The 14,312-nt window shown below is 36.6% G+C and carries 10 protein-coding genes; 1 reads left to right on the top strand and 9 read right to left on the bottom strand.

Annotation, left to right across the window (positions count from 1 at the left end):
- Positions 1-20: 20 nt before the first annotated feature.
- From ABEB23_RS12075 to ABEB23_RS12055, 5 genes are all read right to left on the bottom strand, one after another.
- Complete coding sequence (locus ABEB23_RS12075; RefSeq protein ID WP_348812859.1) at positions 21-2,240, bottom strand: TonB-dependent receptor; 2,220 nt, start codon at positions 2,238-2,240, stop codon at positions 21-23.
- Positions 2,241-2,529: 289 nt separating this feature from the next.
- On the bottom strand, positions 2,530-2,904 hold the full coding sequence (locus ABEB23_RS12070) for a hypothetical protein (RefSeq protein ID WP_348812858.1): 375 nt from the start codon (positions 2,902-2,904) through the stop codon (positions 2,530-2,532).
- Between the two features lie 211 nt (positions 2,905-3,115).
- A complete protein-coding gene (locus ABEB23_RS12065) occupies positions 3,116-4,105 on the bottom strand; it encodes an aspartate-semialdehyde dehydrogenase (RefSeq protein ID WP_348812857.1) in 990 nt (329 codons plus the stop codon).
- A gap of 388 nt (positions 4,106-4,493) precedes the next feature.
- On the bottom strand, positions 4,494-4,922 hold the full coding sequence (mscL, locus tag ABEB23_RS12060) for a large-conductance mechanosensitive channel protein MscL (RefSeq protein WP_348812856.1): 429 nt from the start codon (positions 4,920-4,922) through the stop codon (positions 4,494-4,496).
- A 93-nt stretch (positions 4,923-5,015) separates the two neighbouring features.
- A complete protein-coding gene (locus ABEB23_RS12055; RefSeq protein ID WP_348812855.1) occupies positions 5,016-7,463 on the bottom strand; it encodes a bifunctional UDP-N-acetylmuramoyl-tripeptide:D-alanyl-D-alanine ligase/alanine racemase in 2,448 nt (815 codons plus the stop codon).
- A gap of 265 nt (positions 7,464-7,728) precedes the next feature.
- Between ABEB23_RS12055 and ABEB23_RS12050 the strand changes: the two genes are divergently transcribed.
- Positions 7,729-8,334: a hypothetical protein gene (locus ABEB23_RS12050; RefSeq protein ID WP_348812854.1), complete on the top strand. Its 606-nt coding sequence runs from the start codon at positions 7,729-7,731 to the stop codon at positions 8,332-8,334.
- Here ABEB23_RS12050 and ABEB23_RS12045 read toward each other — a convergent pair.
- The 4 genes from ABEB23_RS12045 to ABEB23_RS12030 all read right to left on the bottom strand — a co-directional run.
- On the bottom strand, positions 8,329-9,030 hold the full coding sequence (locus tag ABEB23_RS12045; protein WP_348812853.1) for a porin family protein: 702 nt from the start codon (positions 9,028-9,030) through the stop codon (positions 8,329-8,331). The two genes, ABEB23_RS12050 and ABEB23_RS12045, sit on opposite strands and share 6 nt — an antisense overlap.
- A 254-nt stretch (positions 9,031-9,284) precedes the next feature.
- Complete coding sequence (locus ABEB23_RS12040; RefSeq protein ID WP_348812852.1) at positions 9,285-11,222, bottom strand: OmpA family protein; 1,938 nt, start codon at positions 11,220-11,222, stop codon at positions 9,285-9,287.
- Positions 11,223-11,237: 15 nt separating this feature from the next.
- Positions 11,238-12,167 carry a PorP/SprF family type IX secretion system membrane protein gene (locus ABEB23_RS12035; RefSeq protein WP_348812851.1) on the bottom strand — a complete coding sequence of 310 codons (930 nt, stop codon included), beginning with the start codon at positions 12,165-12,167 and terminating at the stop codon, positions 11,238-11,240.
- A 59-nt stretch (positions 12,168-12,226) separates the two neighbouring features.
- Positions 12,227-14,312 (bottom strand): T9SS type B sorting domain-containing protein (locus tag ABEB23_RS12030; protein ID WP_348812850.1); only part of this gene is annotated, 2,086 nt, incomplete at its 5' end.

Here is a 14,312-nt window from a genome sequence, read left to right as displayed (position 1 = left end):
CGGACGCAATTGGAAGGGTCCTATAAATTAAAATTTACTCCCAGAACAATGTTTCTTCCCATATTTGGAATCCCATCGGTCTTGAGGCGGGAAAGGTGTGCTGTGTAGTTTTTGTCTAATATATTGTTGGCATTCAGGTTGACATCAAAAACAGTTTTACCCATTTTGACTTGGCCGCCAAGCCCCAGATTCAGTAAGGTATATCCGTTCGTTTCTGTTTCAAAATCACTTACATTATTCTGATTGAAGGTCGATGAAACATTCAAAGTGGCAAAACCATCTTCCAGCCAGTTTTTGATTTTAAATTCGGTTCGGATGGTGTTGTTCCAATTGTTGGCCGGAATCAAAGGCAGGTAATCGCTCCCAGCGCTTCGGGATTGTTTTTTACCGGTTACAGTTTCAAAACTGGTTTCATAATGCAACCAATCCAACGGATGCGGATGAAAATGCAATCCGATTTCCCCCCCATACAATTTCGCATTATCCTGAACGTACTCGAAAACCGCATTCTCATCAATAACCTCCCCAGTTGGCGAAGTGTAGATGTAATTGTTGATGTGATTGTAAAACCCGTTTGCAAAAAACTCCAGGTGATCCGTTTTGTATTCCAGATTCAAATCGGTTTGTACGTTCTGCTCGGTTTCCAAATCACTGTTTCCTATTTCATAACGGTTGGTTCCTTCATGAACACCATTAGAAGTCAACTCGGCTAAATTGGGCGCTCTAAATCCCGAAGCGAGATTCAGACGCAATGTGAAATCCGGAGCCAAATTAGTCTTGTATCCCAAAGCGGCATTGAAACTGTCATATGATTTATCGATAGCTTCAAAAGAACCTTCCTCGCCCGCAATCCCGTACGCATCGGTTGTAATTTTTCGATTATCAAAACGCAAACCTGCTTGCAACGCATTTGATTTCCATTCGTAATTAGCGGTTCCAAAAAAGCCAAAATCATTGGTCACGGCATCCGGAATTAAATATTCCTCACCCGAATTGGTATTGGTTTGATGCATCCCCTGAATTCCAATAATAGTTTCCAGTTTTCCAAAAGCGGGCAGATAGTATTTTGCATCATAATTGAATGTATTCAGCTTCATGTGCAAAATAGCGATGTCACTGTCCTCAAACTCGCTTCGGTCATTAGCAATGTAGCCCAAATCAATATCCAGTTTTGATTTTTCGAAAAAGAAAACATTGTTCAGACTCAATAAATGATTGAAAACACCTTGTTTGGGATAATCGGTTTTTTTGCTTGTAGTTTGCTCGGCAATGCCTTCTTCGGGAATCCCTAAATCGAGTTTATTATAATTGTAACGGAACACACTCGAAAACTTAGCATTACTGTAACCAATTCCCGATTTGAAATCGGTCTCGTTGTAACGGGTATTGGTTACTCTATCACCATCGGCAATTTTATAATCCGAATGTGTATTATAAGTTCCACGAGCGAGGAATTTCCAGTTTTCGGACGATGTTTTCAATCCTAAAGAAGAATTACTTCCGTTCGTATTAGAGAAATATTTTTGGTTGAAATTTGCTTGAAATGTACCGGCGTTCGCAAATTTTTCGGGATTGAAATACAAAACTCCACCTAGGGCATCTGAGCCGTACAACAAGGAAGCTGGGCCTTTGATGACCTCGACACTTTCAACCCCCGCATCATTTAATCCCAAACCGTGTTCGTCACCAAACTGCTGATTCTCGATACGAACACCTTGCGAATACACTAAAACCCGATTCCCGCTCAAACCACGAATAACCGGTTTGCCAATCGAAGCTCCCGTAGAAACCTGAGAAACACCCGGAATGGTCGCCAATCCTTCGATCATGGTAGCGGTTCCTTTTCGTTGTAAATCTTTGATGCTTTCATGTTCTACTTTCATCACGTTTTGTGATTGAATTTTATTGAAAGCCGTGGAAACAATTACCTCGTCCATTTCAAATGCTGTCTCTTCTAGAAGAACATCCAAAGTAGTTTCTTTCTCGAGTTGCCCAATGGTTTTATTTTGGGTACTGAATCCCAAAAAAGTAAAACTGAGTTTTAGTCTGCCATTAGGAAGATTAGTCAGTGTGTATTTCCCGTTTTCGTCTGTAGTAGTGCCTTTATGCAATTCCGGCGCATAAACAGAAACGCCTTTTATCGGTTGATTGCTTATACTAGTTACAGTTCCCGAAAGAGTATTTTGTGCCTGAAGCATCGCTGAAAACCCTAGTATCAGGGCCATTATAATTTTTTTCATTAGAAATGATTGTATTGTTCAAAAGGACCACTTTCTTAAAAAAAGAAACTGGGACCAGAATTATTTAGTAAATAAATTGTACTTCCAAAAAACCACTTTGAATATGGGATATGGGAATGGTACGTAAATAGGTTCTAGTGAATTTTTTATTGAAAATAAAACGTAAAAAAGCAATTGATTTTACACCATTAAGGCATTAAGTAAATTAAATTATCTTTTTTGACAGACCTTAATCTCTTAATGGTTCCTTTAAAAACTATTTTTTTACAATGCTTTTATTACCAATAAATTAAACAGAAACTGAAATAGAATCAGTTTCAATACCAACCGGTGGTCCGCGATGGGAATACAAACTTCCGGAAAACGAAAGAACCGTTTCCGTGGCTTTGAAGAAATAAGGAATTCCTTGGTGTGCCGAATATAATTGAAATGAAAATTCCTGAGGGGAAACGTAAACACCAAGTGTAAACTCACAAAGCAAACAATGGTCAAAACCTTTGTGCTGATGCGTTAATTCTGCTTTGTTGGAATCGTGTTTGTGGTAACAGATCTTTTCAGAAAGTTTCTGTTCCAGATGTTCATAGCCATGAAACGATTGAAACACTATCGAAAACAATAGTGCAATCGCAAAGAAAAGATTTATAATGAGCTGTTTCTTTTTCATGAGTTGCAAAGGTAGCAAAACATTGTCTTTCGATTCAAAATATTACAACAAAGAGTTTCTCTATTTTTTTAAACCATATACGATTAAAAAAAATATAGTTTTCAAAACCAAAAAAAGAAAAATATCTTTATTGTGAAAAAAAAACCATCTGTTTAGACAAAATATAATTTGTCAAAACAGATGGTTTTAAATTTGAACTAAAAATTAAGTATTATACCAATTTCGCAGCAATAAGGTATTCTGCAATTTGGATTGTGTTTGTCGCTGCACCTTTTCTCAAGTTATCTGCAACAATCCACATATTTAATGTATTTGGCTGGCTTTCGTCACGACGAATTCGACCAACAAAAACATCATTTTTTCCTTCAGCATATCTTGGCATTGGATATGTGAAAGTGTCTATATTATCTTGTACCGTAACACCGTCCGTATGATGCAAAATGTTTCTTACTTCATTCACATCAAAATCATTAGTAAACTCAACGTTTACCGCTTCGCTGTGTCCGCCAACAACTGGTACACGAACAGCAGTAGCAGTTACTGCAATACTGTTGTCGCTTAATATTTTTTTGGTTTCGTTAACCAATTTCATTTCTTCTTTGGTGTAACCGTTATCTTCAAAACTGTCGCATTGTGGAATACAGTTTCTGTTAATTTTATATTTGTACACCATGTCACCTTCAATACCAGCACATTCGTTTTCGAATTGTTGTACCGCTTTTACCCCTGTTCCGGTGATGGATTGGTAAGTAGACACAATCACACGTTTGATGTTGTATTTTTTATGCAAAGGTGCCAAAGCTAATACCATTTGAATAGTAGAACAGTTTGGATTTGCAATAATTTTATCTTCTTTGGTCAATTCTCCAGCGTTGATTTCCGGAACAACTAATTTTTTAGTTGGATCCATTCTCCAAGCAGATGAGTTATCGATAACTGTTGTACCTGCTGCCGCAAATTTTGGAGCCCACTCTAATGATGTACCTCCACCTGCAGAGAACAAAGCAATATCTGCTTTCATATCTACAGCTGTTTGCATTCCAACAACTTTGTATTTTTTTCCGTTGTATTCAATTTCTTTTCCTACTGATTTCTCAGAAGCAACAGGAATTAATTCTGTAACTGGAAAGTTTCTTTCTGCCAATACTTTTAACATTACTTCGCCAACCATTCCGGTAGCTCCAACAACCGCTATTCTCATCGTATATTTTTTATTATTTGACTATTAAAATTTGAATTGCAAAAGTAAGTAATATCCAAATCAAAACAAGCGTGTTCACAAAAAATAACAAATTGTTATATTTGCAACAAATAGTTGTTAATTTAAAATTGGGTTATGCTCTCCTATATTTTACAGCAATAAATTCCAAACCGATTCGCGCCCGTTGGGATCCTAGGTCAAAAGCTTTTTGAACAATTTTTTAGGTGTAAAATGGCATCTCGACTTCGCTCGATGTGACAGAGTACTGGTATTATGCTATTAAACTTGATTTCACATAAATAAAAACCAAAGAAAAACCGCCTCAATTAAGAAGCGGTTTAGTCCTGAAATTCATTCAGGATAAATTAGAATATATAGTATAGCGGTATTATTTTTTCAACAAATCTCTAATTTGTGTAAGCAATTCTTCTTGGGTTGGTCCTGCAGGTGCGACAGGTGCCGGTTCTTCTGTCTTTTTAGTTTTCTCATAAGCTTTTAAAACCATAAAAATACAGAAACCTATAATCACAAAATCAAAGACAGTTTGTATAAAAGAACCATAATTCAAAGCCACTTCTGCAACGGCGGGAGCTTTCTCAACCCCATTTTCCATTACGGCTGGAATACCGTCCTGCAATACAACTTTCAGGTTTTTAAAATCTACTTTTCCTAGCAATAACCCTATAGGCGGCATTAAAACATCATTTGTAAAAGAGGTTACAATTTTTCCAAATGCACCACCAACAATTACGGCAGTTGCCAAATTTACTATTTCACCCTTCATTAAAAAGGCCTTAAAATCGCTAATGAATCCCATAGTAGTGTGTTTTTTTTAGATTAGAATTATCTTTTGCTTTACGAATTTAATAAAAAAAATAACACAATTAACGCGCTTCGTCCACTTATAATTTTACTCCCTATAAAACACTCTCTTTACACGCTGTGATATACTGGTCAGAATTTCATACGGAATCGTATTTAATTTATGCGCCATTTCATTGACTGTTGGGCTTTCGCCAAAAATAATCACCGCATCCCCTTCCCTGCATTCAATTCCGGTAACATCAACCATGAGCATATCCATACAAACACTTCCCAGTATGGATGCTTTTTCGTTTTTGATGGTTACAAAACCCACTCCATTTCCCCAGGCTCTTGCGATTCCATCAGCATAACCAATAGGAATTGTTGCAATTTTTGTTGGCTTTTCGGCCAGGAATCGTCTACCATACCCCACGCTTTCACCTGCAGAAATAGTCCTGATTTGAGAAATAACCGACTTCAGTGTACTGACATTTTCCAACAATTTTTGCTCTTCGGGATCATTCGACACACCGTACAATCCTATTCCAAGACGAACCATATCATATTGTGCATTTGGAAAATTACTGATTCCCGAGGTATTCAAAATATGTCGAATGGGCTGTATTCCTAATTCCTGAATTAATTTTGACGATAATTTTTCAAACAGATTTATTTGTGCTTTTGCAAAATCGGCATGTGCAGCATCATCACTCGTAGCCATGTGCGATAAAATACTTTTCACTTTAACCGTTTCATTTCCTTTTAAAGTCGCAATCAGATCCTCAATCGTATTGGCTTCAAAACCCAAACGATGCATGCCGGTATCCAATTTAACATGAATCGGAAAATGCTTCAGTTTCTTTTGTTCCGCAATTTTAAGAAAGGCGTGCAATCCTTTCAGACTGTAAATCTCCGGTTCTAATTGGTGTTGAATGATGGCCGGAAAACTCGTAGATTCAGGATTTAAAACCATAATCGGCAACTTAATGCCTGCCGTTTTTAAAGATATTCCTTCATCGGCGAAAGCCACACCCAGATAATCCACTTTATGATGTTCTAATAATTTAGCAATTTCGAAACCGCCATTTCCGTACCCAAACGCTTTGACCATCACCATCATTTTGGTGGTTGGTTTCAGAGTTGATTTGAAGAAATTCAGATTGTGACTAATCGCATTGAGATTAATCTCCAAAACGGTTTCATGCGTTTTTTCTTCTAAGGCAGCAACAATTTCTTCGAATTGAAAGGTTCGGGCTCCTTTAATTAAAATTGTTTCGTTACCAAAATCCAAACTGTCAAAACTATCAAGAAATTCAGCTGTATTTTTAAAGAAAACACCATTGGTAAACTTATTTTGGAAAGCCGAAATAGTTTCCCCAATACCGATAACACGAGTAATTTTATTAGAAACAATTAAGTGGGAAACTTTCGAATACAATGCTTCATTGGATAAACCGCTTTGAAAAATATCCGACAAAATAAGCGTTTTCTTGTGGTATTGCTTTTGGCTTTCCAGAAAATCCAAGGCAATCTTCAAGGACTGAAAATCCGAATTATAACTGTCATCAATAATACTGCAATTATTGATTCCGTTTTTAACTTTTAGGCGCATCTCCACCGGATACAACAATTCCATTCGGTTTTGAATGGTTTTCTCATCGTATTCTAAATACAGCAAAACCATCAGACAGGAAATCGCATTCTCTACAGAAGCATTATCCTGAAAAGGAATTGTCATTTCGAAGCTATTACCTTTATAATGGTAATAGATCAAGGTGTTTTGATCTGATTTTTGTTTTTTGGATATAAAAACATCGGCCTCTTTATTCGAAAAACTCCAAGAAAATGCTTTTGATTTGGCCGAAACAAACCCATCAACCGAGTTATTTTTTTGAAAAATCACTACTTCCGATTCCTGAAACAGCAGCATTTTTTCTTTGATTTTTTCTTCTAAATCTGCAAAACCCTCATCATGCGCTGTACCTATATTCGTAAGAATTCCGATGGAAGGTTTGATGATTTTTTGCAGTTTATCCATCTCAGAAGTCGTGGAAATTCCCGCTTCAAAAATACCCAGATTATGATGTTCATTTATCGCAGTAACCGATAACGGAACGCCAACTTGCGAGTTGTAACTTTTTGGACTTCGAATGATATTGTAATCCGGACTCAACAGGAAATTGAGCCATTCCTTTACTATTGTTTTACCGTTACTCCCTGTTAATCCAATAACTGGAAAATCAAAAAGACTGCGATAATATACCGCAAAAGCCTGTAAAGCATCCAATGTGTTTTCGACAATCAGAAAATTAGCCTGAGCTACACAATCCTCCGGAATATGGGTGACTACAAAATTTTGCACTCCCTTACCTATTAAGTCTTTGATATAAGAATGGGCATCGTGATTGGGTCCAACCAATGCAAAGAACAATGTATGAGGACCATTTTGCAATGAACGGCTGTCAATAGAAATTGACTCTATGGACTCGCCTCCCTTGCTCTCCACAAAAACTGCTTGAATTTGCGGAATAATATTTTGGATTTTCAGAATCATTAATTTAAAAAGCGATTAACGCCCATTTAAAGATTTACATAAATTACGCAGAAAACAATTCGTTTTATTTCTAAAACTTCATCAAAAATAATACTTCTTTTTCGAATGCAGAGAGCGAAAGTTCACAATTTAATTTTAAAACTTACCTTATAAAAAACAACTAAATAGCCCTTAACGAATTAGTTTAAGCCCTAAGAAAGTTAAATTAAGACTACTACTTTGCTAAATTATTTATATTTGTTGAAGTCAAATAATTCCTGAACTCTTGAAAAAAATACTTCCCATATTTTCCTATATTTTTCATCCGATTTTCATTCCGGTATTTGCCTCTTTGGTCTATCTTTTTTTTAACGACACCTATTTTTCAACACGCGAAATACTGATTGTTCTTTTACAGGTAATTATTCTCACCGTAGTGATTCCCATCTTGTTTTTTTTCCTGTTGCGCTCCACCGGAAAAATTGAGTCCATTATGATTGCCGAGGTATCACAACGTAAAATCCCTCTGGTTATTCAATGTTTTTTGATTATTTTATTGATTCGAAAAAGCATCACTGTGGATCGGTATCCCGAATTGCATTTTTTCTTTTTGGCCGGTTTGTTGAGTACCCTTGCCGCATTGATTCTGCTGTATGCCCGCATAAAGGCCAGTTTACACATGATGACTATTAGCGCCTTGACCGTATTCGTTATCGGATTGAGTTTGCATTTTCAAATTCGAAACCTTTACCTTATTACCTTTCTGATTCTGATGAATGGATTTGTGGCTTCCTCCCGATTGGAAATGAAAGCACACACGTATAAAGAATTAGTTGTCGGACTGCTTTTGGGACTTATTCCCCAGTTACTTCTGTTGTATTTATGGCTATAAAATATAGAACATAATTCCAATATTGAAGGAGTTCGCCTTCAGATCTTCTTCACTGGTCTTTCCGGATTTAAAAAGTGAATTCAACCCATAATAGGCATATACATTCAACGTATTATAACCCGAAGAAATATAGGCACCATAGGTGAAATCATTAAAATCTTTATTGTTTGAAATTTTAGAATTTCCGAGTGTACTATTGAGAATCGATTTATCATAAACCAAATAACTCAGTTTGAATCCCGTGTAAATTCTCCAAAATTTATGGCTTTCATAGGTTGATGTCCTCCATCTGAATTCAATAGGAACATCGACAAACAATTGTGAAAATTTATTCTTACTGTACTGTTCACTATCAGCTATAATGGTATAAACTGGTGCTTGATTAGAACCTGTAATCGCTATATTCTGATTGTAATTATTGTATGAAAGGCCTAAACCCGGTGCTATCGCAAAAGTCCTTTTTTTATTTATCGGCATATCCCTGAGGAAACCTCCTGAAAAACCCGCCGAAAACTTATCTTTAGAATAGCCGGTTGGTGTTTTTGACAACCCATTATAAGTAAATCCAAAATAAAACTGATCCTCGCGGTACAAGGAATCGATTTTTACTTTTGGGGCATTTTCAGAAGCTGCACTTTCTTGCGAAAACGCATTAAAAACCGATAAAAAAAGAAAACAACTTAGAAATAATCGCATACGGGTTTTTGTTTTAGAATTTTGCTCTCGACTCCTTTAAAATTACTCAATTAAAGTACAAATATAGAACAATGCAGTTTTTCTTTTGACATATAAAGCACATCTAAATGTAAAATGCATTAATCTGAATTTAAAAAATAAAAACGGTATCTATTGTTTAAGAATTTGAGTTTAACAAATGTCCTTGTGATTTCCAACAAAAAACCCCGACTGCCATAAGTAATCGGGGTTGTATGTTTATTATTATTGAAAAATTAGTTCATCGAAACAATTATAAATTCGCTTCGTCTGTTAGCTTGATGTTCCGCTCCGGTACATTTCACACCATCAGCACAATGATTTACCAATTGTGTTTCGCCATAACCTTTACCTGTTAATCGTTTGGTATCTATACCGTTTTTGATTAACCAGGCCATAGTTGCCTTGGCTCTTTTATCTGATAATTGTGCATTATATTCATGCGTTTGGCGGCTATCGGTGTGAGAGCGTACATCAATTTTCATTTTTGGATATTGTTGCATTACCGCTAATACTTTTTCCAGTTCAAAAGCAGCATCTTTTCTGATACCTGATTTATCTAAATCAAAATAGATAATTGGTATATCCAAGGTTTTGGCTAAATCTGTTCCAACATCAATTGGTTTGATACGTTTCACTAACTGTACTGACACCTCCGTTGTACCCGCTGTCTTTTCAATAATGGCTTTAGCTTCTTTAGTTTCATAGCTGTCTTTTTCTGCTCTGACATAATACGTTTTACCGCATTCTACCGGAAAAGTATATTTACCATTCGCATCGGCTACCGTTTCTTTAACTATTTTAAACTGACTGTCCAATAAAACTACTTTGGCTCCTTCTAAAAAGGCCAAAGTTTCAGAATCCTTAACATCCCCAGTTAAAGTTTGTTCGCAGTTTAGCTTGCGAATTTCAGTAAACCGATAAATATCATCATATCCATTTCCACCCTCTCTATTGGAAGTAAAAAACCCATTATGATTTTTACTGTCAATCATCATCGCAAAGTCATCTTGTCCTCCATTGATAGGAGCTCCAACATTCTGGACTTCTCCATAACTTGAATCCTCATTTATTTTAGAAACAAAAACATCTAATCCTCCCAATCCGGGACGACCATCGCTGGCAAAATACAATTCGTTGTCTGCAGATATAAATGGGAATGTTTCTCTGCCTTCGGTATTAATTCCTTTTCCTAAATTCTGAGGCGAACTATAAGTCCCATCGCTATTAATCTTTACAAAAAACAAATCCGATTGCCCTAAAGTACCGGGCATATCTGAGGCAAAATAAAGTGTTTGACCATCCGTACTAAGTGCCGGATGTGCGATACTGTACTCATCACTATTGAATGGCAGCTCTGTAACATTTACCCAATTTCCTTCTTCTAAGGATGCTTTGTATAGTTTCAATAAGGTAATTTTCTTCGCGTCATTTCGTCTTTTACCATCCAAAAAATTGTTTCTGGTAAAGTACATCGTTTGTCCATCTTGTGTAAATACAGGAGTCGATTCGTTAAACTTAGAATTGATGTTTTTACTGAAACGCTCTGGTTTTCCCATTTCACCCGCCGGCAAAATTGTGGCACTGTACAAATTGGTAAAGGACTTGTTAGTCCATTTAAATACTTTCTTAGAAACTCCTCCCGTATCACGTGCCGAAGCAAAAACTAAATTCCCGTTTATAAGTGCGCTACCGTAATCGGAGTACTCAGAGTTGACACCTGCATCCGCAATTTCATAGCGCCCCGAGTTTGCTTTAATTTCTTCCTGATAGTTTCTTTGTGCTACATAAAGTTGTCCGCGTTGATCATAGCCAAGTCTTTTGTTGAATTCTTCCAACATTTCATTAGCTTTCGTGTAGTTTCCAACTGCCTTTAAACTTTGTGAATACCTGTAAAAATATTCTGGTTCCTGCTCATGATTCATCGCAAAAAGTTCGGTATACCATCTTTCAGCTTTAATTAATTCAGCATTAAAATAAAAGGCATTCCCTAACTTTTGAAACATTTTTTCATCTTTATAGCCTTTCTCTGCCACACGTTCGTAAGTAGCAATTGCGTCTATATAGGAATAGTTATCATATTTTTTGTCTCCGGCTACAACGTCTTTTTGTCCATAAGCCTGTACTGCAATCACCAATAAAACGGTACTGTAAAAAAAGTTTTTTATTTTCATGATACTATTACTGGTTTAGAAGAATCTTGGCGAAACCATTTTATTATAATTTTTAAACAACTCGTAACGCAATATAATTTCATGTGAGCCTGAATTATAATTCTCTAGACGGGTCGTTTCCATATCATACGCATATCCTATGAACCACGATTCTGTTGCTTGAAATCCGACGATTGCACTCATTGAAGCGCTCCATCTGTAGGCCAAACCTGCAACAAACTTTTCGTTAAACATAACATTGGCAGACAAATCCACTTGTAAAGGAGCACCCGCAACGTATTTAGTAAGCAAGGATGGCTTGAATTTCACATTATAACTCAAGTCAAACACATGACCTGCAATAAAATACAAATTAATGTTCTCTTTTGATATATGACTTTTGGATCCAGTTCCGGCATAACGATCATAATGTGTCGTCTCTAACAGATGTGGTGCCGAAAGTCCAAAGTAAGTATTATCGGAATGCAAGTAAAAACCAACACCTACATTTGGCGAAAACTTATTGTCTATATTATTCTCAAAGGAATAATCACCAGGGTTAAGCATCTTTAGCTTGGTAAAATCTACATTAAGTAAATTTGCCGTAGCTTTTAAACCGAAAGACAGTTTGTAACGCTCTGACGTTTGAATACTGTACGAAAAATCCACTGCAATATTGTTCTCATCGGAAGGGCCTATACGGTCATTAACGATAGAAACCCCCAATCCTACATTGCTTTCATTTATCGGTGTATTGATTGACGCGGCATTGGTTACCGGGGCACCATCCAGTCCTACCCATTGTGTTCTATGCAATGCAAAAATACTCATCGTTCCTCTGGAGCCGGCATAAGCAGGATTTATGTTAATCGTGTTATACATATACTGAGTGAACTGTGCATCTTGTTGTGCGTAACTAGTTATCGTTGTCAACATCAAAACAAACCCTACTATTATTTTTTTCATCTGTCTCATTTTATTTAACCTTCAACGGCTTTTACTAAGGAATTTATTCTGATTTCTTACTATCTGTTTATATACAAGTAACCTACTTTCTCTTGTTGATTTCTGTTTAAATCTTTGTATTTAAATACATAATAATAGGTTCCTGCAGGCAATTCCTCATTTTGATTAACCGTTACACGTCCTTCCGATATTCCTTTAAATGGACTATCGATATTATTATAACCGTTTCTCTCAAATACTAAAACGCCCCAACGATTGTAAATTTCTAATGAATTCTCAGGGAAAAACTCTACTCCTCCAATATATAAGAAATCATTGTCTCCATCACCGTTCGGTGAAATCGCATTAAACATCTCTACGACAGGCTTCTCTACTAAAGGTGTAGTAACACTGCTATTCGATGCATTTAACACCAACTGATCATTTGAATTTGTATAACTTACCGTAGCCTGATTAAATATACTTCCTGAACTTAGATCTGATTGGGTAATCACATAACTGGCTGTATATGCTGTGCTATTGGTCTCCCCAGCTGCCAAGACAGCTATTGGACTTCCTGTCATTGCCAAACCAGGTAAATTATCAGTTACAGAAACATTTGTTAATGCAACACTACCTGTATTAGCAACAGCAAAATGATACGTAATAGTTTCACCCGTTTGTGCATATCCATCCCCGTTTTCGTCATTGAAAACAGACGATTTAACTATTGTAACACTTTCCTCAAATACCGAAACAGTCACAGTAGCCGAATCACAATTAGCATTATTAGCATTTTCACAAATACTATACGTTAAGCTATACGTTCCTGCCGGAGTTCCTGCTTTGATGTCAATAGAGCCATCACTAAGATTTAAGGTCATAAATCCAGTAGCGTCCGGTGTTCCCAAAGTTAAAGTAACGTCCCCTGGATTTACCACCACTCCATTTACTGTATCATTATTTAATACATTTAAAACTCCTATCACTCCGTTAATACCATTTATAGGACCTGCTGTGTCTGGTACTGCATCTATAGTTGCTGCACCGACAACGATTGTTATCGTGGCATCATTACAATTTGTTGGATTTAATACTTCACAGATAGTGTAATCCACTGTGTAGGTTCCGGCAACTGTGTTTGGTGCTACTGTCACGGTTCCGTCTGCATTGACTGTTAACGGTCCTTTTGGTGTAGAAGATAACACTACATCTGCTGGGTTGACAATTGTACCATTCAAGGTGTCGTTAGCCAATACGTTAATTCCTGCATCACCACCATTGGTTCCATTCACTGGAGTACTATTGGTGTCTGCTACAGCATTGATTGCCGCTGCAGTTACATTTAAAGTAACAGAATTCGTTGCACAATTACCTGGATTCAATAGCTCACATATGGTATAATAAAAAGTATAAGTTCCTGATTTAGTTTGTGGATCTACTCTTACTTGCCCTATTGCTGTATCAAATTTTATATTCGGCAACAACACACTTGTTACACTAGTAGTCACATTACTTGGAATTAAAGAAACACAATTTAAAAGAGCATTACTGAAAACATTTGGAACTGCGATTCCTCCAAGGTAACCATCGATTGTAACTTCAATATTACTTCCAGTAATAATAGAACCTGTTACTTTAATCTCTTGTTCACACGTAGCTTTATTACCATTACTATCTGTTACGGTCCAAGTTACAATTGTAGTTCCAATTGGATAAGTTGAAGAAGCATGATCATTGGTTATTGATGCTATACCACAATTATCTGCCACTGTTGGTGCTGTTAATACAATTGTTGCTGTACATGAAGCTAAATCAGTAGTTGCTGCAATATTTCCAGCACAAGAAATTGTTGGTAATACAGTGTCTCCCACTAATACATTTTGTGTTGCAGTAGTACTGATCCCATTTCCGCCTGTGAATGTCCAAGTAATAATATGTGCTCCTTGTGTTGTATATGTTAAAGGATCCGAAGTCGTTCCCACAACCATTAATCCACAAGAATCTGTTGTTGTAGGAATGTTAGCAGTAGCTGAACATGTTCCTATCACATCTGCCAAAATAGGCGTTGTTGGTGGCACTGTATCCACTGTTACCGTTACCGTTGCCGTGTTGTCAACCGTACAAGGTGAAGTGGCTGTTTGCGTATAAGTATATACCAATCCA

Origin of the sequence: Flavobacterium maritimum, assembly GCF_040049085.1 — a bacterium.
Taxonomy (GTDB): domain Bacteria; phylum Bacteroidota; class Bacteroidia; order Flavobacteriales; family Flavobacteriaceae; genus Flavobacterium; species Flavobacterium maritimum.
Note: the sequence above shows the minus strand (reverse complement) of the source record. Positions and strands in the feature narration are given on the sequence as shown.

Excerpts from the sequence above, each read along its gene's own strand:
- ABEB23_RS12040 (WP_348812852.1), bottom strand. The coding sequence starts at position 11,222 with ATGAAAATAAAAAACTTTTTTTACAGTACCGTTTTATTGGTGATTGCA.
- ABEB23_RS12055 (WP_348812855.1), bottom strand. The coding sequence starts at position 7,463 with ATGATTCTGAAAATCCAAAATATTATTCCGCAAATTCAAGCAGTTTTT.
- ABEB23_RS12045 (WP_348812853.1), bottom strand. The coding sequence starts at position 9,030 with ATGCGATTATTTCTAAGTTGTTTTCTTTTTTTATCGGTTTTTAATGCG.
- ABEB23_RS12075 (WP_348812859.1), bottom strand. The coding sequence starts at position 2,240 with ATGAAAAAAATTATAATGGCCCTGATACTAGGGTTTTCAGCGATGCTT.
- ABEB23_RS12035 (WP_348812851.1), bottom strand. The coding sequence starts at position 12,167 with ATGAAAAAAATAATAGTAGGGTTTGTTTTGATGTTGACAACGATAACT.
- ABEB23_RS12070 (WP_348812858.1), bottom strand. The coding sequence starts at position 2,904 with ATGAAAAAGAAACAGCTCATTATAAATCTTTTCTTTGCGATTGCACTA.
- mscL (WP_348812856.1), bottom strand. The coding sequence starts at position 4,922 with ATGGGATTCATTAGCGATTTTAAGGCCTTTTTAATGAAGGGTGAAATA.
- ABEB23_RS12065 (WP_348812857.1), bottom strand. The coding sequence starts at position 4,105 with ATGAGAATAGCGGTTGTTGGAGCTACCGGAATGGTTGGCGAAGTAATG.